The organism is Burkholderia sp. KL41, assembly GCF_057005415.2.
On sequence record NZ_CM174446.1, the window covers coordinates 1,679,956 to 1,701,150 of the forward strand.

The 21,195-nt window shown below is 64.2% G+C and carries 18 protein-coding genes and 2 tRNA genes; 17 read left to right on the forward strand and 3 right to left on the reverse strand.

Features of this window, described 5'->3' with window-relative positions:
- A complete protein-coding gene (locus tag PQB87_RS07845) occupies window positions 1–642 on the forward strand; it encodes a CoA transferase subunit B (RefSeq protein WP_021162427.1) in 642 nt (213 codons plus the stop codon).
- Between the two features lie 78 nt (window positions 643–720).
- On the opposite strand, the gene PQB87_RS07850 is transcribed toward PQB87_RS07845, so the two are convergent.
- Entirely contained in the window at window positions 721–1,653 is a 933-nt protein-coding gene (locus PQB87_RS07850; RefSeq protein WP_489242787.1) for a LysR family transcriptional regulator, read from the reverse strand.
- 92 nt (window positions 1,654–1,745) lie between these two features.
- Between PQB87_RS07850 and PQB87_RS07855 the strand changes: the two genes are divergently transcribed.
- The 13 genes from PQB87_RS07855 (at window position 1,746) to PQB87_RS07915 (ending at window position 14,840) form a co-directional block, all read left to right on the forward strand.
- Entirely contained in the window at window positions 1,746–2,630 is an 885-nt protein-coding gene (locus PQB87_RS07855; RefSeq protein WP_059619493.1) for an EamA family transporter, read from the forward strand.
- Window positions 2,631–2,916: 286 nt separating this feature from the next.
- Complete coding sequence (locus tag PQB87_RS07860) at window positions 2,917–3,813, forward strand: alpha/beta fold hydrolase (protein WP_111942013.1); 897 nt, start codon at window positions 2,917–2,919, stop codon at window positions 3,811–3,813.
- Between the two features lie 80 nt (window positions 3,814–3,893).
- The gene (locus PQB87_RS07865; RefSeq protein WP_021162422.1) at window positions 3,894–4,247 is read left to right on the forward strand and encodes a RidA family protein; all 354 of its coding nucleotides are present in this window, start codon (window positions 3,894–3,896) and stop codon (window positions 4,245–4,247) included.
- Window positions 4,248–4,291: 44 nt separating this feature from the next.
- Window positions 4,292–6,526, forward strand: a complete 2,235-nt coding sequence (locus tag PQB87_RS07870) for a RelA/SpoT family protein (protein WP_059682811.1) — start codon at window positions 4,292–4,294, stop codon at window positions 6,524–6,526.
- Between the two features lie 87 nt (window positions 6,527–6,613).
- Window positions 6,614–6,690: transfer RNA gene (locus tag PQB87_RS07875), tRNA-Val, on the forward strand.
- A gap of 270 nt (window positions 6,691–6,960) precedes the next feature.
- The gene (thrS, locus tag PQB87_RS07880) at window positions 6,961–8,868 is read left to right on the forward strand and encodes a threonine--tRNA ligase (RefSeq protein WP_174414422.1); all 1,908 of its coding nucleotides are present in this window, start codon (window positions 6,961–6,963) and stop codon (window positions 8,866–8,868) included.
- 49 nt (window positions 8,869–8,917) lie between these two features.
- A complete protein-coding gene (gene infC / locus PQB87_RS07885) occupies window positions 8,918–9,442 on the forward strand; it encodes a translation initiation factor IF-3 (RefSeq protein ID WP_080599380.1) in 525 nt (174 codons plus the stop codon).
- Window positions 9,443–9,631: 189 nt separating this feature from the next.
- Window positions 9,632–9,829 (forward strand): 50S ribosomal protein L35, encoded by a 198-nt coding sequence (gene rpmI, locus PQB87_RS07890; protein WP_004191477.1) that lies wholly within the window; start codon window positions 9,632–9,634, stop codon window positions 9,827–9,829.
- A 30-nt stretch (window positions 9,830–9,859) separates the two neighbouring features.
- The gene (rplT, locus tag PQB87_RS07895) at window positions 9,860–10,219 is read left to right on the forward strand and encodes a 50S ribosomal protein L20 (RefSeq protein ID WP_004192938.1); all 360 of its coding nucleotides are present in this window, start codon (window positions 9,860–9,862) and stop codon (window positions 10,217–10,219) included.
- A 148-nt stretch (window positions 10,220–10,367) separates the two neighbouring features.
- Window positions 10,368–11,381 carry a phenylalanine--tRNA ligase subunit alpha gene (pheS, locus tag PQB87_RS07900; RefSeq protein ID WP_021162419.1) on the forward strand — a complete coding sequence of 338 codons (1,014 nt, stop codon included), beginning with the start codon at window positions 10,368–10,370 and terminating at the stop codon, window positions 11,379–11,381.
- Window positions 11,382–11,477: 96 nt separating this feature from the next.
- Window positions 11,478–13,907, forward strand: a complete 2,430-nt coding sequence (gene pheT / locus PQB87_RS07905) for a phenylalanine--tRNA ligase subunit beta (RefSeq protein ID WP_059682809.1) — start codon at window positions 11,478–11,480, stop codon at window positions 13,905–13,907.
- A 70-nt stretch (window positions 13,908–13,977) separates the two neighbouring features.
- Entirely contained in the window at window positions 13,978–14,364 is a 387-nt protein-coding gene (locus PQB87_RS07910; protein ID WP_006486093.1) for an integration host factor subunit alpha, read from the forward strand.
- A gap of 62 nt (window positions 14,365–14,426) precedes the next feature.
- Complete coding sequence (locus PQB87_RS07915; RefSeq protein WP_027787702.1) at window positions 14,427–14,840, forward strand: MerR family transcriptional regulator; 414 nt, start codon at window positions 14,427–14,429, stop codon at window positions 14,838–14,840.
- Between the two features lie 81 nt (window positions 14,841–14,921).
- On the opposite strand, the gene PQB87_RS07920 is transcribed toward PQB87_RS07915, so the two are convergent.
- The gene (locus PQB87_RS07920; protein WP_222155867.1) at window positions 14,922–17,132 is read right to left on the reverse strand and encodes a hypothetical protein; all 2,211 of its coding nucleotides are present in this window, start codon (window positions 17,130–17,132) and stop codon (window positions 14,922–14,924) included.
- 345 nt (window positions 17,133–17,477) lie between these two features.
- Complete coding sequence (locus PQB87_RS07925; protein ID WP_301861878.1) at window positions 17,478–18,356, reverse strand: tyrosine-protein phosphatase; 879 nt, start codon at window positions 18,354–18,356, stop codon at window positions 17,478–17,480.
- A 335-nt stretch (window positions 18,357–18,691) separates the two neighbouring features.
- On the opposite strand from PQB87_RS07925, the gene PQB87_RS07930 reads away from it, so the two are divergent.
- The 3 genes from PQB87_RS07930 (at window position 18,692) to bamC (ending at window position 20,992) form a co-directional block, all read left to right on the forward strand.
- Window positions 18,692–19,405 carry a class I SAM-dependent methyltransferase gene (locus PQB87_RS07930; RefSeq protein WP_301861877.1) on the forward strand — a complete coding sequence of 238 codons (714 nt, stop codon included), beginning with the start codon at window positions 18,692–18,694 and terminating at the stop codon, window positions 19,403–19,405.
- Between the two features lie 161 nt (window positions 19,406–19,566).
- Window positions 19,567–19,643 (forward strand) — tRNA-Pro (locus PQB87_RS07935).
- A 140-nt stretch (window positions 19,644–19,783) separates the two neighbouring features.
- Window positions 19,784–20,992, forward strand: coding sequence for an NlpB/DapX family lipoprotein (gene bamC / locus PQB87_RS07940; protein WP_059682802.1), 1,209 nt, complete (start codon window positions 19,784–19,786; stop codon window positions 20,990–20,992).
- The last annotated feature ends 203 nt before the right edge of the window (window positions 20,993–21,195 follow it).

Genomic DNA, 21,195 nt, shown 5'->3' on the forward strand with positions numbered 1-21,195 from the left:
ATGGCCTGGAATCGTGACCAGATGGCCGCGCGCGCGGCGAAGGAACTGCAGGACGGCTTCTACGTGAACCTCGGCATCGGCCTGCCGACGCTCGTCGCGAACCACGTGCCGGAAGGCGTCGAGGTGTGGCTGCAGTCGGAGAACGGCCTGCTCGGCATCGGCCCGTCGCCGACCGAAGACGAAGTCGACGCCGATCTCATCAACGCCGGCAAGCAAACCGTCACGACGCTGCCGGGCTCGTCGATCTTCTCGTCGGCCGATTCGTTTGCGATGATCCGCGGCGGCCACATCAACCTCGCGATCCTCGGCGCGATGCAGGTCAGCAAGCAGGGCGATCTCGCGAACTGGATGATCCCCGGCAAGATGATCAAGGGGATGGGCGGCGCGATGGACCTCGTCGCCGGTGTGAAGCGTGTCGTCGTGCTGATGGAGCATGTCGCGAAGGGCGATCAGCACAAGATCCTCGAGGAATGCAACCTGCCGTTGACGGGTGTCGGTGTGGTCGACCTGATCATCACCGATCTCGGCGTGATCGAAGTGACGCCGTCCGGCCTGAAGGTCCTCGAGCTCGCCGATGGCGTGAGCGCCGACGAGATCCAGGCAAAGACGGGCGCGCCGCTCGACGTCAGCGCGGTCGCCTGAGTTTTTTCATGTCGATTCGCCCCGCATGCCGTCAGGCATGCGGGGCGTTTATGTTTGTGGCATGTGCGTCCGGTCGCGTCAGACGGCGGTCTGCAACGATTCCACGGGTTGTTCGCCGGTGGGCGTGCCGTCGTCGGGCGAACCTAGCTGCAGCGCATGAAACAGGAAGCGTTGCAGCGTGACTGCCGCCGACGTGTGATCGCCGAGGTCCGCGCGGCTGAACAGCCCGAAATCCGCGGCGGGTGGCGCGGGCAACCCGGCTGCCTGCGGATCGAGTGCGCGCATCGTGTCGCGACGCACGTTCCAGTCGAGCAGTACTGCGACGCCGAGGCCTGCCTCGACCGCCGACTGGATCGCGGACAGGCTCGTGCTGGTGCAGATGACGCGCCACGCACGGCCGGCGTCGCGCAACATCGAGAACAGCTTTTCCTGCCACGGGCAGGTGCCGCCGAACGCAACGATCGGTACCGGTTCGTTGTGAGGGAGCCGGTTGGTGGTGGCTGCGGCCGCCCAGTGCAGCGGATGCTGCCACGTCGCGAGCGGCTCTGCACGGATCAGCGCGGGGTCGCCGATCACGAAATCCAGTGCGTGGCTCGAGAGTCGCTGCGACAGGACGGGGCTCGTATCGACGACGATCTCGAGCGCGACGTTCGGAAATGACGCCGCGAACTGTCGCAACGCGTGCGGCAGACGGCCGACGGCGATGTCCTCTAGGACGCCGAGCCGTACGGTGCCCGAGATGTCGCCTGCGGCGAGCGCGGCGCGGGCGGCGAGCCCGACGCCGAGCAACTGGTGTGCATACGGCAGCAGCACGTTGCCCGCGGCCGTCGGCGTGACGCCGCGCGGCGAGCGTTCGAGCAGGCGCTGGCCGACTTCATCCTCGAGCCGTCGCAGCGCCATGCTGACGGCGGCCTGCGTGCGATGCAGCGCCGTTGCCGCCGTGCTGACGCTGCCGGTTTCGACCACGGTGACGAACGTGCGCAGCAGGGTGCTGTCGAGATCGCGGGTCATCAATATTCCTGATGCGGACATAAGAATTATCAGCTTATATCAAGCCTGCGGCCGCGGTTAGCATCGGCGTGTCACTGAACCGGAGCGGTTGCATGAGCGAGGAATCGAGTACGGTACGACCGGGTGTCGCGCAGCGCGCGGCGTCGCCTTTCACGAATGCGGTGGCGCCGCTGCTGGCCGTCGCGTCGATGTGCAGCGTGCAGCTCGGCGCGGCGCTGTCGAGGCCGGCGACGATCGAGTACGGCACCGTCAGCACGACCTGGCTGCGGCTCTGTTTCGCCGCGCTCGCGCTGGCCGTTGTCGTCCGGCCGCCGCTCCACACCTATTCCCGGCAGCGCTGGATCGCGGCCATCGCGCTCGGCACGGCGATGGCCGCGATGACGCTGTGTTTCTTCGAAGCCGTGCGTCGCGTGCCGCTCGGGCTCGCGGTCGCGATCAACTTTCTCGGGCCGCTGGCGGTCGCCACGATCGGCGTGCGCAAGCCGGCGATGCTGGCATGGCCGGCACTTGCGCTGGCTGGCGTGCTGCTGCTGGCGCGGCAGGACGGCATGTGGGTGACGGCGCCGGCCGCGCTGGTCTTTCCGGTCGGCTCTGCGCTTGGTTGGGCCGCCTATATCGTGTTGATGAAGCGTGTCGGCACGCTGTTCGACGGGCTGCAAGGGCTGTCCGCGTCGCTGTTCGTGGCCGCGCTCGTCACGACGCCGTTCGGGCTGGCGCAAAGCGGCGGCCACTTGCCGGCCGGCCAACTGATCGATGCCGCGTATCTGGCGGTGCTCGTCCCGTTGTTTCCTTACGTGCTCGAACTGATTGCGTTGCGACGGATGAGCGCATCGGCATTCGGCATCCTGATGAGCGCCGAGCCCGCGATCGCTGCGGGGATCGGTTATGTCGTGCTGGCGCAGCCGATGAGCACGCTGCAGGTCGCCGGCACGCTGTGCGTGGTCGGTGCGAGCATCGGCGCGGTCATGCAGAAATAGCCGCGCTTTCCCGGCCATGACGGGCCGGTGCACGATGGTGCGTTCGCGGCGCCGTCGCCGCGGCCGCAAGGGAGGCTGGATCGGTAGCCTGCTGAACACGGAACACCGCGCCCGATTCCGCACGGCCGCGTGACATTTCATTGGCGCTCGCACGAGCCGCAAGCCCGCAAGGGTGGTCAGGCGACTCGTGATCCGGAACGGGTTTACAATCGATCGCATCCCCCGGCTGCCCTGGCGGGCCGGGCCCACATGCCATCGCGCCGCACCGTTCGGCAGGACGCCTCCGATGCCCACTTCCCCCGTGAACTCCCCGATTCCCCGTCAGCGGCGCGTGCAGTGTGCGAGCGCGGCCGGCCTTCACCACGTCGCCTATACCGAATGGGGCGATCCCGCGAACCCGCGCGTGCTGGTTTGCGTGCACGGCCTGACCCGTTCCGGGCGCGATTTCGACCGGCTCGCCACGGCGCTGTCCGATACGTATCGCGTCGTCTGCCCCGACATCGTCGGGCGCGGCCAATCGGACTGGCTGGCCGATCCGCGGCTCTACGCGATTCCGCAATACGTGGCCGACATGGTGACGCTGATCGCGCGACTCGACGTCGAATCGGTCGACTGGTTCGGCACGTCGATGGGCGGCCTGATCGGCATGGCGTTCGCGGGGCTGCCCGGTTCGCCGCTGCGCCGGATGATCGTCAACGACGTCGGCCCGCGCATCGAACCCGATTCGCTGACGCGCATCGGCGAATATCTCGGCGTGCAGCCGCGCTTTGCGACCGAGCAGGAGGGTGTCGACTATCTGACGTCGCTGTCGCTGCCGTTCGGTGCGCTGACCGCCGACGAGTGGCGCGAGATCAACGGGCCGCTGCTGCGCGAACTGCCCGAAGGCGGCTGGACGGTCCGCTACGATCCGCGCATCGCCGAGCCGTTCAAGGCAACCACGCCCGAGTTGGCCGCACTCGGCGAGGCCGCGCTGTGGCACGCCGTCGAGACGACGGATGCATCGCTGCTCGTCGTGCGCGGCGAGACGTCCGACCTGCTGTCGCGCGAGACGGTGGCCGACATGGTGCGTCGTGGCCGGCACGTCACGCACGCGGAGATTCCAGGGGCGGGCCATGCGCCGGCGTTCATCGACGCCGGCCAGATTGCGCTCGCGCGGCGGTTTTTCGTCGAAGGCGGCGCATAAACGCGTCATAATATGCGGTTCGACGGCACGCGGGCCGTGCCGTCACCCGAATCTCCATCCACTCACGACCGGAACATTCCATGGCAGTCATTCGTCACCACGTCGGGGCCCGACTCTCCGAAACCGCGATCCACAACGGTACCGTGTATCTGGCCGGCCAGATCGCCGAAGACACCACGCAGGACATCAAGGGCCAGACGCGCGAAGTGCTCGGCCACATCGACCGCCTGCTCGCCGAAGCGAACAGCGACAAGGCGCATCTGCTGTCGGTGCAGATCTACATTTCCGATCTGGCGAATTTCGACGGCATGAATGCGGAGTGGGATGCATGGGTCGCGCAGGGCAACACGCCGCCGCGCGCCACCGTCGAGGCGAAGCTCGCGGATCCGGCGCTGCTCGTCGAGATCGTGGTGGTCGCCGCACAGCGGAGCTGAACCGGACGTAACCCGACGATGATCGTATTCCGCCAGGCCAAGCAATGACCGAGTCCGTTTCCGCTTCCCCCGTCGCGGCACCGTCGTTCGACGACGTGCTCGCGTTCGTGCGCGAACGGGCCGGCGACGCGCGCCTGTCGTCGGGCGAACTGCTCGCCGATCACTCGGCGGGCACGGCGTCGATCATGCGCACGCTGAACGTCGATCCGCCCGCGATGCAGGCGGCCGCGCTGTTCGTGCTGACGCCGCACCTGAGCGACCCCGAGCGCGAACTCACCGAGCGTTTCGGCGACGAAGTGGCGCGGCTCGTGTCCGACGTGCGCAAGCTGTTGCGGCTCGGTACCGTCAGCCTGCGTGCCGCGCAGAACGCGGTGCCCGATGCAGGGCGTGACACGGCGGAAGAGCGGCGTACGCAGATCGAGGCGCTGCGCAAGATGCTGCTCGCGTTCGCGCAAGACATCCGCGTGGTGTTGATCCGGCTCGCGTCGCGCCTGCAGTCGCTGCGCTACTACGCGGCCGCGAAGATCGACCCGCCGCCCGACGTCGCGCGCGAGACGCTCGAGATCTATGCGCCGCTCGCGAACCGTCTCGGTATCTGGCAACTGAAGTGGGAGCTCGAGGATCTCGCGTTCCGCTTCGAGGATCCCGTCACCTACAAGCGGATCGCGAAGCTGCTCGACGAGAAGCGCATCGAGCGCGAAGCGTACGTCACGCAGGCGATCGACCGGTTGCAGCAGGAGCTGGCGGACGCGAACATCCAGGCCGATGTGAGCGGCCGGCCGAAGCATATCTACAGCATCTGGCGCAAGATGCGCGGCAAGGAACTCGATTTCTCCGAGCTGTACGACGTGCGCGCGTTTCGCGTGATCGTGCCGGACATCAAGGATTGCTACGCGGTGCTCGGCATCGTGCATCACCTGTGGCAGCCGGTGCCGAAGGAATTCGACGACTACATCTCGCGGCCGAAGCCGAACGGCTACAAGTCGCTGCATACGGTCGTGATCGGCGATGACGGCCGCGCGTTCGAAGTGCAGATCCGCACGCAGGAGATGCACCGTTTCGCCGAGTACGGCGTCGCCGCGCACTGGCGCTACAAGGAGGCCGGCGCGCGCGGCTACGGCGGCCAGTTCTCGGCGAGCGACAAATACGACGAGAAGATCGCATGGCTGCGGCAGCTGCTCGCGTGGAAGGATGACGTCGAGGACGGCGCGGAAAAGTCGGGCGACAAGGCGTGGGCCCAATTGCGCGAGACGTCGCTCGACGACGACCACATCTACGTGCTGACGCCGCAGGCGCGTGTGATCGCGTTGCCGCAGGGCGCGACGCCGGTCGATTTCGCGTACCACCTGCACAGCGAGCTTGGCCATCGCTGCCGTGGCGCACGCGTCGACGGCGCGATGGTGCCGCTCAACACGCCGCTCGCAAACGGCCAGACGGTCGAGATCGTCGCGGTGAAGGAGGGCGGGCCGTCGCGTGACTGGCTGAACCTGCAGCTCGGCTACATGAAGAGCCCGCGCGCGCGTCAGAAGGTGCGTGCATGGTTCAACTCGATCGAGCAGGAAGAAAACATCTCGCATGGCCGCGCGCTCGTCGAAAAGACGCTGCAGCGCGAGGGCAAGACATCGGTCAACCTGGACAATCTCGCCGCGAAGCTCGGCTTCAAGTCGCCCGAGGAGCTGTTCTCGGTCGTCGGCAAGGAAGAGTTCAGCCTTCGCAATGTCGAGCACGCGCTGTCCGATGCGCCGCCGCCGGAGCCGGCGCCCGAAGCGCCCGCCGATTTCGAGAAGCGCAGCAGCGGCGCGAGCGTGGCGCACGGCGCGTCGACCGGCGTGCTGGTCGTGGGCGTCGACGCGCTGCTGACCCAGCTCGCGCGCTGCTGCCGTCCGGCGCCGCCCGATCCGATCAGCGGCTTCGTCACGCGCGGCAAGGGGATGTCGATCCACCGCACCGATTGCCCGACGTTCCGCCGGATGGTCGAGCGCGCGCCGGAGCGCGTGCTGCAGACGACCTGGTCGGCCGACGTGCTCGGCGGGCGCGGTGCGTCCGTCTATCCGGTCGACCTGATGATCGAGGCAAGCGACCGGCAAGGGTTGCTGCGCGATATCTCCGAAGTGTTCGCGCGCGAGAAGATGAACGTGGTGGGCGTGAAGACGCAGAGCCGCCGCAACGCGGCATTCATGCAGTTCACGGTCGAGGTGTCGAACTCGGCGCAGGTGCAGCGCGCGTGCACGCTGCTCGGCGAGGTGCAAGGCGTCGTGCGGGCGGGGCGGAAGGCATGATATGGGGTTGGAGCCCCGTTATTTTGCTGCGACCGCATAAAAACACTTGCCAAGCCCGTAACGGCTCCATATAATCTTAGCTTCTCTAGGCTCGTAGCTCAGCTGGTTAGAGCACCACCTTGACATGGTGGGGGTCGTTGGTTCGAGTCCAATCGAGCCTACCAACGAATTGAGAATGCCCGGTCTCCGGGTGTTCGATGCAGTAAATAACTCAACGCGAACAAGGCGAATACGGTTATGACACCGCGAACGTTGACCGAAACCTTTTCGGAGCGACGCTAGTCGAGGAACCCTTTCGCCCTTTCAGTCTGAGTGAAGTATCGAATGCGGCCCCTCGAAAGCGGGGCCGCATTTTTTTTGTCGCGAAATTTTCCCGCGCGATTTTATGTCGCGTACCTGGTCTGCCGCCCACTGTCGGCATCACGGAGATTGCTATGGTTTCGATACGCTTGCCTGACGGCTCAGTTCGACAATACGAGCATCCGGTGACAGTTGCCGAGGTTGCAGCCTCGATCGGTCCCGGCCTTGCGAAGGCTGCGCTTGGTGGCAAGCTCGATGGCGAGCTCGTCGATACGTCGGCCGTGATCGACCGTGACGCGTCGCTCGCGATCGTGACCGACAAGGATGCCGACGGCCTCGACATCATCCGCCACTCGACGGCGCACTTGCTCGCATACGCGGTGAAGGAGCTGTATCCGGACGCACAGGTGACGATCGGCCCGGTGATCGACAACGGCTTCTATTACGACTTCTCGTACAACCGTCCGTTTACGCCTGAAGATCTGGAGAAGATCGAAAAGCGCATGCAGGAGCTCGCGAAGAAGGACGAGCCCGTGACGCGCCGTGTCGTGTCGCGCGACGAGGCGGCGGGCTACTTCCGCAGCATCGGCGAGAAGTACAAGGCCGAGATCATCGAATCGATTCCGCAAAGCGACGAAATCAAGCTGTATTCGCACGGCGGCTTTACCGATCTGTGCCGAGGCCCGCACGTGCCGTCGACGGGTAAGCTGAAGGTCTTCAAGCTGATGAAGGTCGCGGGCGCGTACTGGCGCGGCGATTCGAAGAACGAGCAGCTGCAGCGCATCTACGGCACGGCCTGGACGAAGAAGGAAGACCAGGACCAGTACCTGCACATGCTCGAGGAAGCGGAAAAGCGCGACCACCGCAAGCTCGGCAAGCAGCTCGACCTGTTCCACATGCAGGAAGAGTCGCCGGGCATGGTGTTCTGGCATCCGAAGGGCTGGGCGCTGTGGCAGCAGGTCGAGCAGTACATGCGCCGCCGCGTGAACGAAGCCGGCTACCTCGAGATCAAGACGCCGATGATCATGGACCGCTCGCTGTGGGAGGCGTCGGGCCACTGGCAGAACTACCGCGAGAACATGTTCACGACGGAGTCGGAGAAGCGCGACTACGCGATCAAGCCGATGAACTGCCCGGGTCACGTCCAGGTGTTCAAGCACGGCTTGCGCTCGTATCGCGACCTGCCGCTGCGCTACGCGGAATTCGGTTCGTGCCACCGCAACGAGGCATCGGGCGCGCTGCACGGCCTGATGCGCGTGCGCGGCTTCGTGCAGGACGATGCGCACATCTTCTGTACGGAAGACCAGTTCATCTCGGAGTCGATCGCGTTCAATACGCTGGCGATGAGCGTGTACAAGGACTTCGGTTTCGATCACATCGACATCAAGCTGTCGCTGCGCCCGGATCAGCGTGCGGGCACGGACGAGACGTGGGATCGTGCCGAGCAGGGCCTGCGCGACGCACTGACCGCCTGCGGCCTGACATGGGAAGAATTGCCGGGTGAAGGCGCGTTCTACGGTCCGAAGATCGAGTACCACATCAAGGATGCGCTCGGCCGATCGTGGCAGTGCGGTACGCTGCAGCTCGACATGGTGCTGCCGGAACGCCTCGGCGCCGAGTATGTTGCCGACGACAGCAGCCGTCGCCGGCCGGTGATGTTGCACCGTGCGATCGTCGGTTCGATGGAGCGTTTCCTCGGCATTTTGATCGAGCACCACGCTGGTGCAATGCCTGCCTGGCTCGCGCCGTTCCAGGCAGTTGTGCTCAATATCGCCGAAAGTCAGGCCGAATATGCGCAATCTCTGGCCCAATCGTTGCAAAAACAAGGGGTTAGAGTGGCGGCCGATTTGCGCAATGAGAAGATTAGCTATAAAATACGCGAGCACACGCTGGAAAAGGTGCCTTATCTCCTCGTCGTGGGTGATAAGGAGCGTGATGCGCAAACGGTAGCCGTGCGTGCCCGTGGCGGCGTCGATCTTGGCGTGATGCCGGTCGAAGCCTTCGTTGAGCGTCTGCAGGAAGACCTGCGCTCGTTCAAGTAACCGCCCTGGCAGCGCGGCTCGTTTTTTTAATTTTTAGAGGAAACGTAACATCGCTACTGATAAGTCGTCGCATCGCATCAACGGTGAAATCACTGCGCCGGAAGTGCGTCTGGTCGGGCTCGAGAACGAACCGCTCGGTATCGTAAAACTCGCTGATGCTTTCCGTAAATCGGAAGAACTGGATGTTGACCTGGTGGAAATCGCGCCGCAAGCGGTTCCCCCGGTTTGCCGTCTGATGGATTACGGCAAGTTCAAGTACCAGGAATCGAAGAAGCAGCACGAAGCGAAGCTGAAGCAGAAGGTCATCCAGGTCAAGGAAGTCAAGTTCCGCCCGGGTACCGATGACGGGGATTACAACGTCAAGCTCCGCAATCTCGTGCGCTTCCTCGAAGAAGGCGACAAGACGAAGATCACGTTGCGTTTCCGCGGTCGCGAAATGGCTCACCAGGAAATCGGTATGCGGATGCTTGAGCGTCTGCGCACGGATCTCGAGGAAGTCGGCCAGGTCGAGCAGATGCCGAAGATGGAAGGGCGCCAGATGATCATGGTGCTCTCGCCGAAGAAAAAGAAGTAACGGGCCCGCGCGCTTCGCGCGCAGGTTCGCAGTGGTTCGGCGCGTTGCCCGGTCAGGGCGGCGTGCCAGCAATGACGGCGGCTGCGCAAGCGGTTCGCCGTACACAAGTGGACTGGGTTTCGAAGGGCGGGTCAAGGGCGCAAGCCAACCGCACACCCATCGCCATCTAATAAACTGGAGTTGTTCGTCATGCCTAAGATGAAGACCAAGAAGAGCGCTGCAAAGCGCTTCGTGGTGCGTCCGGGCGGTACCGTCAAGCGCGGTCAAGCCTTCAAGCGTCACATCCTGACCAAGAAAACCACGAAGAACAAGCGCCACCTGCGCGGCGCAACGGCAGTTCATGATTCCGATCTGAACTCCGTCCGCGCAATGCTGCCGTTCGCGTAACCCCTCAATCGATACTCTAAGGAGAGAAACATGCCTCGAGTCAAACGTGGGGTAACCGCACGGGCCCGCCACAAGAAGATCATCAACCTGGCCAAGGGTTATCGCGGTCGCCGCAATAACGTCTACCGCATCGCCAAGCAGGCGGTGATGCGCGCTGGTCAGTACGCATATCGCGATCGTCGCAACAAGAAGCGTGTGTTCCGCGCACTGTGGATTACGCGTATCAACGCGGCGGTTCGTCAGCACGACATGACCTACAGCGTGTTCATCAACGGCCTGAAGAAGGCGTCGATCGAACTCGACCGTAAGGTGCTGGCTGACATGGCGGTGTTCGACAAGGCTGCTTTTGCTGCGATCGTCAAGCAGGTGAAAGCCGCCGTTGCAGCCTAATTGCGAAATTAGCACTGCGTGGTTAGTTGCAGCGATGCTCCGGTAGTTTCGGCCGCTGCAGCGAAAACGGGGCTCTTCCGAGCCCCTTTTTTGTTTGGTGTGCGATTTCGCTCGCCAAGACCGAATGACGTTGGAAATGATGGGATCTATGGATCTGGACCAGATTGTCGCCGACGCGCAGCAGTCCTTCGAACAGGCTGCCGACATCACCACGCTCGAAAACGAGAAAGCACGATTTCTCGGCAAGTCGGGTGCGCTGACCGAGTTGCTGAAGGGCCTCGGCAAGCTCGATCCCGAAGCACGCAAGACCGAAGGCGCACGCATCAACGTCGCGAAGCAGCAGGTTGAAGCTGCGCTGACCGCACGCCGTCAGGCACTGGCCGACGCGCTGCTGAACCAGCGCCTCGCCGCCGAGTCGATCGACGTGACGTTGCCGGGCCGCGGCGCCGGTGCAGGCAGCCTGCACCCCGTGATGCGCACGTGGGAGCGTGTCGAACAGATTTTCGGCTCGATCGGCTTCGATGTGGCAGACGGCCCCGAAATCGAGACCGACTGGTACAACTTCACATCGCTGAACAGCCCGGAGAACCATCCGGCGCGTTCGATGCAGGACACCTTCTACGTCGAAGGCAAGGATGCCGACGGCCGCCAGCTGCTGCTGCGCACGCACACGAGCCCGATGCAGGTGCGTTACGCGCGCATGAACCGTCCGCCGATCAAGGTGATCGCACCGGGCCGCACGTATCGCGTCGACAGCGATGCGACCCACTCGCCGATGTTCAATCAGGTCGAGGGGCTGTGGATCGACGAAAACATCAGCTTCGCCGATCTCAAGGGCGTCTATACCGACTTCCTGAAAAAATTCTTCGAGCGCGACGACATCCTCGTGCGCTTCCGTCCGTCGTATTTCCCGTTCACGGAACCGTCGGCCGAGATCGACATGATGTTCGAGCAAGGCAAGAACGCCGGCAAGTGGCTCGAGATTTCCGGTTCGGGGCAGGTGCATCCGACCGTGATTCGCAACATGGGCCTCGATCCCGAGCGCTACATCGGCTTTGCGTTCGGCAGCGGCCTCGAGCGCCTGACGATGCTGCGCTACGGCGTCCAGGATCTCCGGCTGTTCTTCGAGAACGACCTGCGTTTCCTGCGCCAGTTCGCGTAACGCCGCGCGCCGCGCCGACCTGTGCCCGTGCACGCCCCGACGGACGATCCGGCGGGGCCCGGGCGTCGATCTAACCTGTTTCGAACGTAGACATCCATGCAATTCCCTGAATCCTGGTTGAGAACCTTTGTCGACCCGCAGCTGACGACCGACGAACTGTCGCACGCGCTGACGATGGCGGGGCTCGAAGTCGAATCGCTGAGCAAGGCTGCGCCGCCGACGTCGAAGATCGTCGTCGGCCGCGTGCTCGAAGTCGTCAAGCATCCGGATGCGGACAAGCTCAATGTCTGCCAGGTCGATGCCGGCACCGGCGCGACGCTGAATATCGTCTGCGGCGCACCGAACGTCGCGCCCGGCATCAAGGTCCCGGTCGCGCTGGTCGGCGCGGAACTGCCGCCGGCGGAAGAGGGTGGCAAGCCGTTCGCGATCAAGCTGTCGAAGCTGCGCGGCGTGGAGAGCCAGGGGATGCTGTGCTCGGCACGTGAACTGAAGCTGTCCGAGGATCACAGCGGCCTGCTGGTGCTGCCGGAAGATACGCCGGTCGGCCAGGACATCCGCGAGACGCTCAATCTCGACGACACGATCTTCGAAATCAAGCTGACGCCGAACAAGGCCGACTGCCTGTCGGTGTTCGGCATTGCGCGCGAGACGGCCGCGATCACCGGTGCGCCGCTGACGCCGGTCGATATCCGCCCGGTGCGCGTCGAACTCGACGAAACGCTGCCGGTGCGCATTGCCGCTCCCGATCTGTGCGGTCGCTTCTCGGGTCGCGTGATCCGCGGCGTGAACGCGCGTGCGAAGACCCCGCAGTGGATGGTCGAGCGCCTCGAGCGCTCCGGCCAGCGCAGCGTGTCGGCGCTCGTCGACATCTCGAACTACGTGATGTTCGAGCTCGGCCGCCCGTCGCACGTGTTCGATCTCGACAAGATCCACGGTGGCATCGAGGTGCGCTGGGGCAAGCGCGGCGAATCGCTGAAGCTGCTCAACGGCAACACGGTCGAACTCGACGAAACGGTCGGCGTCATTTCGGATGACCGCCAGGTCGAAAGCCTGGCCGGCATCATGGGCGGCGACAGCACGGCCGTCACGCTCGATACGACCAACATCTACCTGGAAGCCGCGTTCTGGTGGCCGGACAGCATCCGCGGCCGCGCGCGCAAGTACAACTTCTCGACCGATGCGGCCCATCGCTTCGAGCGCGGCGTCGATTACGCGACGACCGTCGAGCACGTCGAGCGCATCACGCAGCTGATCCTCGAGATCTGCGGCGGCAAGGCCGGCCCGGTCGACGATCAGTCCGTGAACCTGCCGCAGCGCGCGCCGGTGAAGATGCGCGTGTCGCGCGCGAACCGCATCATCGGCGTGCAGATCGGCGCCGACGAGATCGCCAGCATCTTCACGCGCCTCGGCCTGCCGTTCGAGCGTGAAGACGACGCGTTCCTCGTCACGCCGCCGTCGCATCGCTTCGACATCGAGATCGAGGAAGACCTGATCGAGGAGGTCGCGCGGATCTACGGCTTCGAGAAGATCCCGGCGCGTCCGCCGGTCGCGACGAGCGAAATGCGCGCGACCAACGAGACGCGGCGTTCGATCCACGATGTCCGTCATGCGCTTGCCGCGCGCGACTACGCGGAAACCGTCAACTTCAGCTTCGTCGATGCGGAGTGGGAGCAGGATTTCGCGGGCAACGACCAGCCGATCCGCCTGCTGAACCCGATCGCGAGCCAGCTCTCGGTGATGCGCACGACGCTGTTCGGCAGCCTGATTTCCGTGCTGCGCCACAACCTGAACCGCCGTGCAGATCGCGTGCGCGTGTTCGAAGCTGGCCGCGTGTTCCTCGCCGATGCGTCGGCGAAGGCCGGTGAGCTGACGGTCGAGGGCTACGTGCAGCCGAAGCGCGTCGGTGCGCTTGCCTATGGCCCGGTGCTCGACGAGCAGTGGGGCGTGGCAACCCGTGCGGTCGATTTCTTCGACGTGAAGGGCGATCTCGAGGCGCTGCTTGCGCCGGCAGCCGCACGCTTCGTGAAGGCGGAACATCCGGCCCTCCATCCGGGGCGCAGCGCGCGTATCGAAGTCGACGGTCGTGCGGTCGGCTGGATCGGTGAGTTGCACCCGCGCCTGATGCAGAAGTACGAACTGCCGCATGCTCCGGTAATGTTCGAAATCGACGCGGATGCGCTGATTGCGCGTGCGTTGCCCACGCCGACCGAGGTGTCGAAATTCCCGCCGGTTCGTCGCGATATCGCCGTTGTCGTCGATCAGGCGGTCGAGGTTCAGGCACTTTTCGACGAAATGAAGAAGGCGCTTGCCGAAGAGGCCTGCCGATTCGTTCAGAAGGTTGTACTCTTCGACGAATTTCGTGCAAAATCAAATACTTCCGGTGGCCTTGCCGCGCACGAGAAGAGCCTTGCCTTCCGCGTGACGCTGCAGGACGCGGCTGGCACGCTACAGGACGAGGTCGTCGATCAGGCGATCCAGGCGCTGGTCGAGCGGATGGCTCGCGCCGGTGCGCGCCTGCGCGGCTAAGGAGGAGGTCCGCCCGCTCGCGGGCGGCCTTTTCCGATCGTAATTTGATTTAACGCGCTGTATGGCAGATATGAACGACATGACCTCGAGTGAATTCGAAGCCCTCCTGACGGCGCAACGCAGCGCCATGAACCGCGATGCTTCGGCGCCGGCGTCCACCGAGACGCCCACGCTGACGAAAGCGGAACTGGCGGAGTTGCTGTTCGACAGCGTCGGGCTGAACAAGCGTGAAGCGAAGGACATGGTCGAGGCGTTTTTCGAGGTGATTCGCGACGCGCTCGAAAACGGCGAAAGCGTCAAGCTGTCGGGGTTCGGTAATTTCCAGCTGCGCGACAAGCCGCAGCGTCCGGGCCGCAATCCGAAGACGGGCGAGGCAATTCCGATCGCGGCCCGCCGGGTGGTAACCTTCCACGCGAGCCAGAAGCTGAAGGCGCTGGTCGAAAACGGCGCGGAGTAAGCCCCCGCGCGCTGACGTCCCCGCGCGGCCGCCGCGCACCCTTTACCGACGGTTAACCGACGATGACCACTACGGTTGAGAAAGTCGTCTTGCCTCCGATTCCCGCGAAGCGCTACTTCACGATCGGTGAAGTCAGCGAGCTGTGCGGGGTCAAGCCGCATGTGCTGCGTTATTGGGAACAGGAATTTACTCAACTGCGGCCGGTGAAGCGGCGTGGCAATCGTCGGTATTACCAGCACCATGAAGTGCTGCTGATCCGGCGGATTCGCGAGTTGTTGTACGAGCAGGGATTCACGATCAACGGCGCGCGCAACCGGCTCGATTCGCCGGGCGGCGAGCGGGCCGCGCCGGCACCCGTCGAGCCGGAGGCCCAGGCCGCCGATGCGCGCACACCGGGCAAGCCGGGCGCAACCGTCGACGTAATTGCATTGCGGCAGGCGCTGCTCGACGTGATCGACGGACTGAAGCACGACTGAGCGCGAAGTACGAAGGATGAAATGAAAAGCCCGGTTGGCGACCCGCCACCGGGCTTTTTGCATGCGCGTCTTACATGCACATCAACGCGATGCGAGCGGATTCTTTTGGCCCATGTCGACGACCAGCGTGCCGTCCGGCAGCATCCGCACGGAACCTTGCGCGACCTGGCTGCGGTAGCCGTACAGGTCGAAACGCATTGGGCCGGCCTCGGCCGAATTCCTGATCAGCGCGCGCACGTTCAGTTCGAGCACGTTGAACATCTTCATGTCGCCGCCTTCCATCCACATGTAGCTCGGCGCATCGATCTGCGGCCGTTGCGGCGCAGGCGAGCCCGCCAGACGCCTGAACGTGAGGCGCAGTCCGTCGCGCTCGACGGTTGCCTGGCCGAGCTTGCCGTTCAGCACGGGGGGCGGGAACACGGTGTACTGGTCGAGCACGAGCGTGTCGCCGCGCAGTTCCGCGCCGCGGCGCTGCAACGGCGTCAGCGAAGCGAGCTCGATGCCGAGCGAACGCAGCAGCTTCGCCTGCGGAATCCCGAGCACCGACACCTGGGATGGCTTGAACGCGAGATGCCGGTCGTCGAGCACGGACAGCGAGCCCTTCATGTCGGTCGGCAGCCAGACGCCCGGCACATGGTTCCACAGCTTGATGCCGCCCTGGACACGCAGGTTCGTGCCGTCCGCGCTCAGCTGCAGGTCGTTGAGCGAGCGCGGCGAGTAGTCGAGCAGATAGTTGTTGAAGAGCGCGGACATCGCCTTCCACGATTCGACCACCGTGCCGCCGAGAATCCGGATGTCGTACTGGTTCGGGTCGTCGAGATCGACGGGTTCGCCGGGCCGCTTCGATACGAGTTCCACGTCGAGATCCTCGACGTGAAAGCCGATATCCCCGGACAGGTTGAAATCGACGTTGCGCAGATGGATCGTCGGGTTGCGATTCGACACGTGCCGCTCGTTGAACGGCGTGGTCGACGTGCGCCGCATGGCGACCTTCTGCATGCCGGGGTGGGTGGCGTTCGCCGCGAGTGCGTAGGCTTCCCAGTGCTGGCGTATGTCACGCAGCGCAGTCTGCTGCGCGGCGAGAAAGCTGTCGTTCAGGCGCGCGGCCGCGTTGCCGAGCAGCGCACCGCTGGCCGGGCCCGTGTACGAAGGCATCCGGATCGCCATCGCACCGCTTTCGTCGAAATTGAAGTAGCCGGCCGACACCTGGTCGCGATAGTGGTACAGGTCGAACACGAAAGTCTGGTCGCGCTTCGCCGGATCGACCGGGCCGATCAGGATGTCCGCGTTCATCGGCATCGAGCGCATGAACTTCACGTCGCCGCCTCGAATGTACATGGCCTGCTGGGGCGCATTCGCAGGCATCGCGAAGCCGGCGTGCGTGCCGTCGTCGAGCTTCAGGTCGAGGCCGGCCGGTGTCACGCGCACCGCGGTGATCGTGAGTTTCAGGCGCGGCGGCGGCATCAGCTTGTCGACCGACATCACGAGATCGTCGCCGGCGAGTTGCGCGATCGGCGTCTGGACTTTCAGCAAGTCGGCCATTTTCACGTTGGCCGCGCGCATCACCGGCTGCGCGTTGATGCCCGAAACGCGCACCCCCGTCGGATGGAACACGAGCTGGCTGCCGTCGCGGATCGCGAGCGTGCCGGTCAGCGAGAACGGCACCCAGCCGTCGCGCTGCATCTCGCCTTGGAGGTGAATCACGCCGTCGCCGGCCGACACGGCGAGCTTGCGCAGCGGCGCGTTGCGGTAGCCGAAGATGTAGGTGTTGAAGAGCGCGGTCAGCTTCGCGTTGTCGAGCGTGACCGTGCCTTCATGCACGTCGATCTCGAAACTCGTCGGATCGTCGAACACGATCGGCGCGCCGGCCTGCGTCGGCACGAGCGTGGCGGACAACTGATGGATGAAGAAGCCCAGGTTGTTGACGATACGGAAATCGACGTCGCGCAGGAACGTCATCGCGCCGTTCTGGCCCGAGTCGCGCAGCGTGAACTGGCGCGGTTGCGTCAGGCTGATCGATGCGAGCGACGGCACGGTACGTGCGACCTGCTGTTCGCGGGCGAGGCGCTCGGCTTTGGTGCGTTCGATCTTCGTCGACGCGACCGACGTGTTGCCGTCGCGCTGTGCCGACGATTCCGCGCAACCGGCACAAAGCAGCGCGAGCGCCAGCATGCCGCAGCCGAACACGCGGGATGTTCCGGGCGAGATAGGCCGGGCCGCGCGTTGCGGGCTGGAAATCCAGTCGAAAATTGCCAAAGGCGAGCGATGGCCGCGCCGGACCGCATTCCGCATCGTCTGTCTCCATGTCTTGTCGTGATCGACGGCGGTGCGCGGCACTGCACGGCGCGAGCGTCGATGCCGTGCAGTGTGGCATAGCACGCTAGAGCGGCGTTACCAAACAACGGGCGCTTGGGCAGAGTGGGCCAGCATGCTGCGGGACAACGGATTCGGGGTGGTCGGGCGCGCGGATCAAACGGTCGTTTGGTTCGCGCGGTCCGCCCCAGGCGGCTTTCGTTGCGACCGGGAAAACCCGCCCAGGCCTTGGCTGGTAAGGGTTCCGCCGGATACGAGGTGCAGCGGCCGCTGCGATCGAAGCGCAGATACGATCCGGCCCCGTCGAAGCGGCCCGCGGGTGGATCAGACCAGCATGTGCTGCCGGATGGCGTTCAGCGTTGCCTGGTCGAGTTGCAGGCCGTTCGCGATATACGACGTCATCGAGCCGTACGACGCGGTGACCTGATCGAATGCCGCCTGCAGATAGTCAGCGTGCGCGCCTTGCAGCGCGGTCATCATGTCTGCCGCATTTTGCCCGCCGGCTTTTTGTGCCTGGGCGATCGACGCAGAGATTTCCGACGCGCTGTAGGCGTTGGTCAACAGGTAGTCGGCGAGTATCGTCTGCCCGGAGATGCCGAGGATCGTGTGCAGAATGGCGGTGGCCCAGCCGGTGCGGTCCTTGCCGGCCGTGCAGTGGAACACCAGGTTTTCGCCGGAGGCAGCGAAGCCGGTGAAGAGTGCACGATAGCTGGCGTGCGCGGAGTCCGACGTGACGAACGCACGATACATGCTCAACATGAACGCTGTCGCGGTGGCGCCGGTCGTCGGGATCGGGGTGATGCTGGCGGCTCCGAGCACGTTGAGGTTTTGCCATGCGGCACCGGCCAGCGACGCATCCGGTTGCGTCTTGATCTCGGCGGGCGTGCGCAGGTCGCAGACCTGCCTGATGTCGAGCGTGCCGACGGTGGCGATGTCGGCGGCGGACAACGCAAGCGCGGATGACCGGTAGATCACGCCTTTCTTCATCTTCGCGCCGCTCGTCGTTACATAACCGGTTCCGTCCGGCCCGGCCGTGTCGCGAAAATTCGAAGCGGAACCCAGCCGCGGCGTCGCGACCGGCGCGACCGAAATCGAGTCGCCTCCGCATGCCGACAGAAATGACGCGCTCCCGAGCGCCGCACCTATCGTGCCGGCACCCAGCCGGAGAAAATGTCGACGTGAAATTTCGTTTTTCTGATGCATTCAATGTCCTTTGTCGGAGAAGGTTGCAAGCGGTCGCGACCGCGGTGGTGACCGACGCCGCCTCTTGTCTCGCGCGCGACGCGGCAAAGCCGGGCAGGCCGGATCGATCGGCATGCAGTCGAGCGGATCGCCCGCGCGCATCGGTCTCGCGCCGGGTAAGCGCACGGTAGCGACTTGCGGCGAATCGGCCATCGTCCTTTTCGATTAGGGCGGAATGCGGGATACCGATAGCGGATGTGCGTCGTCGACGGGTAGGATCGGTGGCAGCGGCGAGGTAAGATCGGCGACAGTGGCTGTATCGACCAAAGTACAAGTAGCCATCACGGGGAAGCGTCATGGATCTCAAGGAAGTCGACGTACTGGGTGCGGGCGTGGGCGATCACTGGTACTACGCGTCGAAGGCGCGTGCGATCCGCCGGTTCCTGGGTGCATCGGGCGCGAACCGCATACTCGATGTCGGTGCAGGCTCCGGCTTCTTCTCGAAGCACTTGCTCGAGCGTACGCAGGCGTCGGAGGCGTGGTGCGTCGATACGAGCTACGCCGACGATACCGACGCGGAGGCGGCCGGCAAGCCCATCCACTTTCGGCGCTCCGTCGAACGATTCGATGCCGATCTCGTGTTGCTGATGGACGTGCTCGAGCATGTCGACGACGACGTCGGGTTACTCGCACGTTATGTAGCGGGCGCGCCTTCCGGAAGCCGGTTCCTGATCACGGTTCCCGCGTTCCAGTTCCTCTGGAGCGGCCATGACGATTTTCTCGAGCACAAGCGCCGATATACGATCGGCAGTCTCGAGGACGTGGTGCGCCGCGCGGGGCTCGACGTCGAGCACGGCGCCTATTATTTCGGTCTCACGTTTCCGCTTGCGGCAGCGCTGCGGCTGGGTGAGCGGGCGCGTCGGCATCCGCGCGAGCCGGCGTCGCAATTGCGCCGTCACCATCCGTTCGTCAACGGCTTGCTCAAGACGATCTGCCGGATCGAGTTGCCGATGTTTCGCTTCAACCGCGTCGCCGGCCTGACGGTCATCTGTATCGCGCGCAAGCTTTGAATGCGATGCGCGGGGGCCGTGCGGCCGGTGCGAAGGTCGCCGTGTCATGCGCGTTGTTGGCTGCAACGGAGCCGTCACGCCAAAAAATTTCACAAGAACATTCACAAAATGCATGTGACCCGTTCTAAATCGGGAAACTGTCTGTTATAATTTTTTTCTTTCGGGGCGTAGCGCAGCCTGGTAGCGTACCTGCATGGGGTGCAGGTGGTCGGAGGTTCAAATCCTCTCGCCCCGACCAGACAAGAACCCGCGTCAGCTTGGGCTGACGCGGGTTTTTTCTTGCCGGTCGCTTTTTTGCACATCGCGGCGCGGCCCCGGTAAAATGCAAGGTTGATCCACGGAAAGCGCCGTGATTTAGCGGAAGAGGATTCCCCGAACATGACTGATCTTCGTCTTACCATGCGGTTCGCTGCAGTGCTCGCCACCGGCGCGCTCGTCGCCGGTTGCGGTACGTCGTCGCCCACGAAAGTGGACTACAAGAGCGATTCGAAATCGAAGGAAGCGTCGCTCGCAGTGCCGCCCAACATGCTCGACGAGACGGCCGATCAGCGTTCGCTGCCGCCCCAGGGCGGCGCGACTTCCCTGTCCGCGCTTCAGCAGGTCCAGCAGGCGGCGCCTGCGCTGGACACCGTTGCTCCGGCCGTGGCAGGCATGCATATCCAGCGCGACGGCACCGAGAGCTGGCTCGTGATCGACGGCAAGCAGCCGGCCGACGTCTGGACGCAGGTTCGCCGCTTCTGGCAGGAGCAGGGTTTCCTGCTCGTCGTCGACCAGCGCGACAAGGGCGTGATGGAAACCGACTGGAACGAAACCCATCCGCAGATCAACGACGGCCTGATCCGCAGCGTGATCTCGAAGGCGATGGGCAACTCGTACGTGACGGCCGAGCGCAACAAATACCGTACGCGTCTCGATTCGGCGCCGAATGGCGGCACCTACGTGTTCATCAGCCAGAAGGGGATGCGTGAGGCGATCACGGGCGCGAACAACGATTCGAGCAAGTGGGAACCGAAGCCGAACGATCCGGCGCTCGAGACTGAATACCTGAAGCGGTTGATGGCCGTGCTCGCACAGAACGAGCAGCGCGCGAAGAACGGCGAGCCGCCGATCGCGAACATCAAGGACAACACGATCCCGAAGGACAAGAAGGCGGACACCGACGCGTCGTCGAAGGCGGCTGCCGCGATTGCTGCGCAAAACGTCTCCCGCTCGTCGGCGCAAGGCAACGATGCGGCCGACGCGGCCGTGCCGTCGGAGGTCACGCTCGGCGAGCCGTACGACCGGTCGTGGTTGCACGTCGGTCTCGCGCTCGATCGTGCGAACTTCACGGTCGACGATCGAGATCGCACGAAGGGCCTGTATTTCGTGCGTTATGTCGATCCGAAGGATCTGACTTCGGCCGAGCAGGGCTTCTGGAGCCAGCTGTTCCACGGCAAGAAGGAAAAGCAGGCGAAGCAGTACCGTGTCAACGTGAAGGCGCTCACGGCCGACCAGACGCGCGTGGCGGTCGTTGACGATTCGGGTGCGATCGACTCATCGTCGCCGGCTCGCCAGATCATGGGGTTGCTCGTGAATCAGCTCCGCTGATTTCCGCGGTTTCTCCGCACCAATGAAAAAGCCCGCCACATGGCGGGCTTTTTCATTGCCGCTCGCCGGCGCACACATGAGAGGGGTGTTCGGTCCCTCCTCGTGACGTTACGTAACATCCGCGCGTTACGGCGGCAGAACACATGCCGTATTGTCGTCTGCAAAAAATTTATCCTTATAAATCAACGAGGTGATTCGCGTGT

Excerpts from the sequence above, each read along its gene's own strand:
- PQB87_RS07845 (WP_021162427.1), top strand. The coding sequence starts at position 1 with ATGGCCTGGAATCGTGACCAGATGGCCGCGCGCGCGGCGAAGGAACTG.
- PQB87_RS07850 (WP_489242787.1), bottom strand. The coding sequence starts at position 1,653 with ATGACCCGCGATCTCGACAGCACCCTGCTGCGCACGTTCGTCACCGTG.
- PQB87_RS07855 (WP_059619493.1), top strand. The coding sequence starts at position 1,746 with ATGAGCGAGGAATCGAGTACGGTACGACCGGGTGTCGCGCAGCGCGCG.
- PQB87_RS07860 (WP_111942013.1), top strand. The coding sequence starts at position 2,917 with ATGCCCACTTCCCCCGTGAACTCCCCGATTCCCCGTCAGCGGCGCGTG.
- PQB87_RS07865 (WP_021162422.1), top strand. The coding sequence starts at position 3,894 with ATGGCAGTCATTCGTCACCACGTCGGGGCCCGACTCTCCGAAACCGCG.
- PQB87_RS07870 (WP_059682811.1), top strand. The coding sequence starts at position 4,292 with ATGACCGAGTCCGTTTCCGCTTCCCCCGTCGCGGCACCGTCGTTCGAC.
- thrS (WP_174414422.1), top strand. The coding sequence starts at position 6,961 with ATGGTTTCGATACGCTTGCCTGACGGCTCAGTTCGACAATACGAGCAT.
- rpmI (WP_004191477.1), top strand. The coding sequence starts at position 9,632 with ATGCCTAAGATGAAGACCAAGAAGAGCGCTGCAAAGCGCTTCGTGGTG.
- rplT (WP_004192938.1), top strand. The coding sequence starts at position 9,860 with ATGCCTCGAGTCAAACGTGGGGTAACCGCACGGGCCCGCCACAAGAAG.
- pheS (WP_021162419.1), top strand. The coding sequence starts at position 10,368 with ATGGATCTGGACCAGATTGTCGCCGACGCGCAGCAGTCCTTCGAACAG.
- pheT (WP_059682809.1), top strand. The coding sequence starts at position 11,478 with ATGCAATTCCCTGAATCCTGGTTGAGAACCTTTGTCGACCCGCAGCTG.
- PQB87_RS07910 (WP_006486093.1), top strand. The coding sequence starts at position 13,978 with ATGAACGACATGACCTCGAGTGAATTCGAAGCCCTCCTGACGGCGCAA.
- PQB87_RS07915 (WP_027787702.1), top strand. The coding sequence starts at position 14,427 with ATGACCACTACGGTTGAGAAAGTCGTCTTGCCTCCGATTCCCGCGAAG.
- PQB87_RS07920 (WP_222155867.1), bottom strand. The coding sequence starts at position 17,132 with ATGCGGAATGCGGTCCGGCGCGGCCATCGCTCGCCTTTGGCAATTTTC.
- PQB87_RS07925 (WP_301861878.1), bottom strand. The coding sequence starts at position 18,356 with ATGCATCAGAAAAACGAAATTTCACGTCGACATTTTCTCCGGCTGGGT.
- PQB87_RS07930 (WP_301861877.1), top strand. The coding sequence starts at position 18,692 with ATGGATCTCAAGGAAGTCGACGTACTGGGTGCGGGCGTGGGCGATCAC.
- bamC (WP_059682802.1), top strand. The coding sequence starts at position 19,784 with ATGACTGATCTTCGTCTTACCATGCGGTTCGCTGCAGTGCTCGCCACC.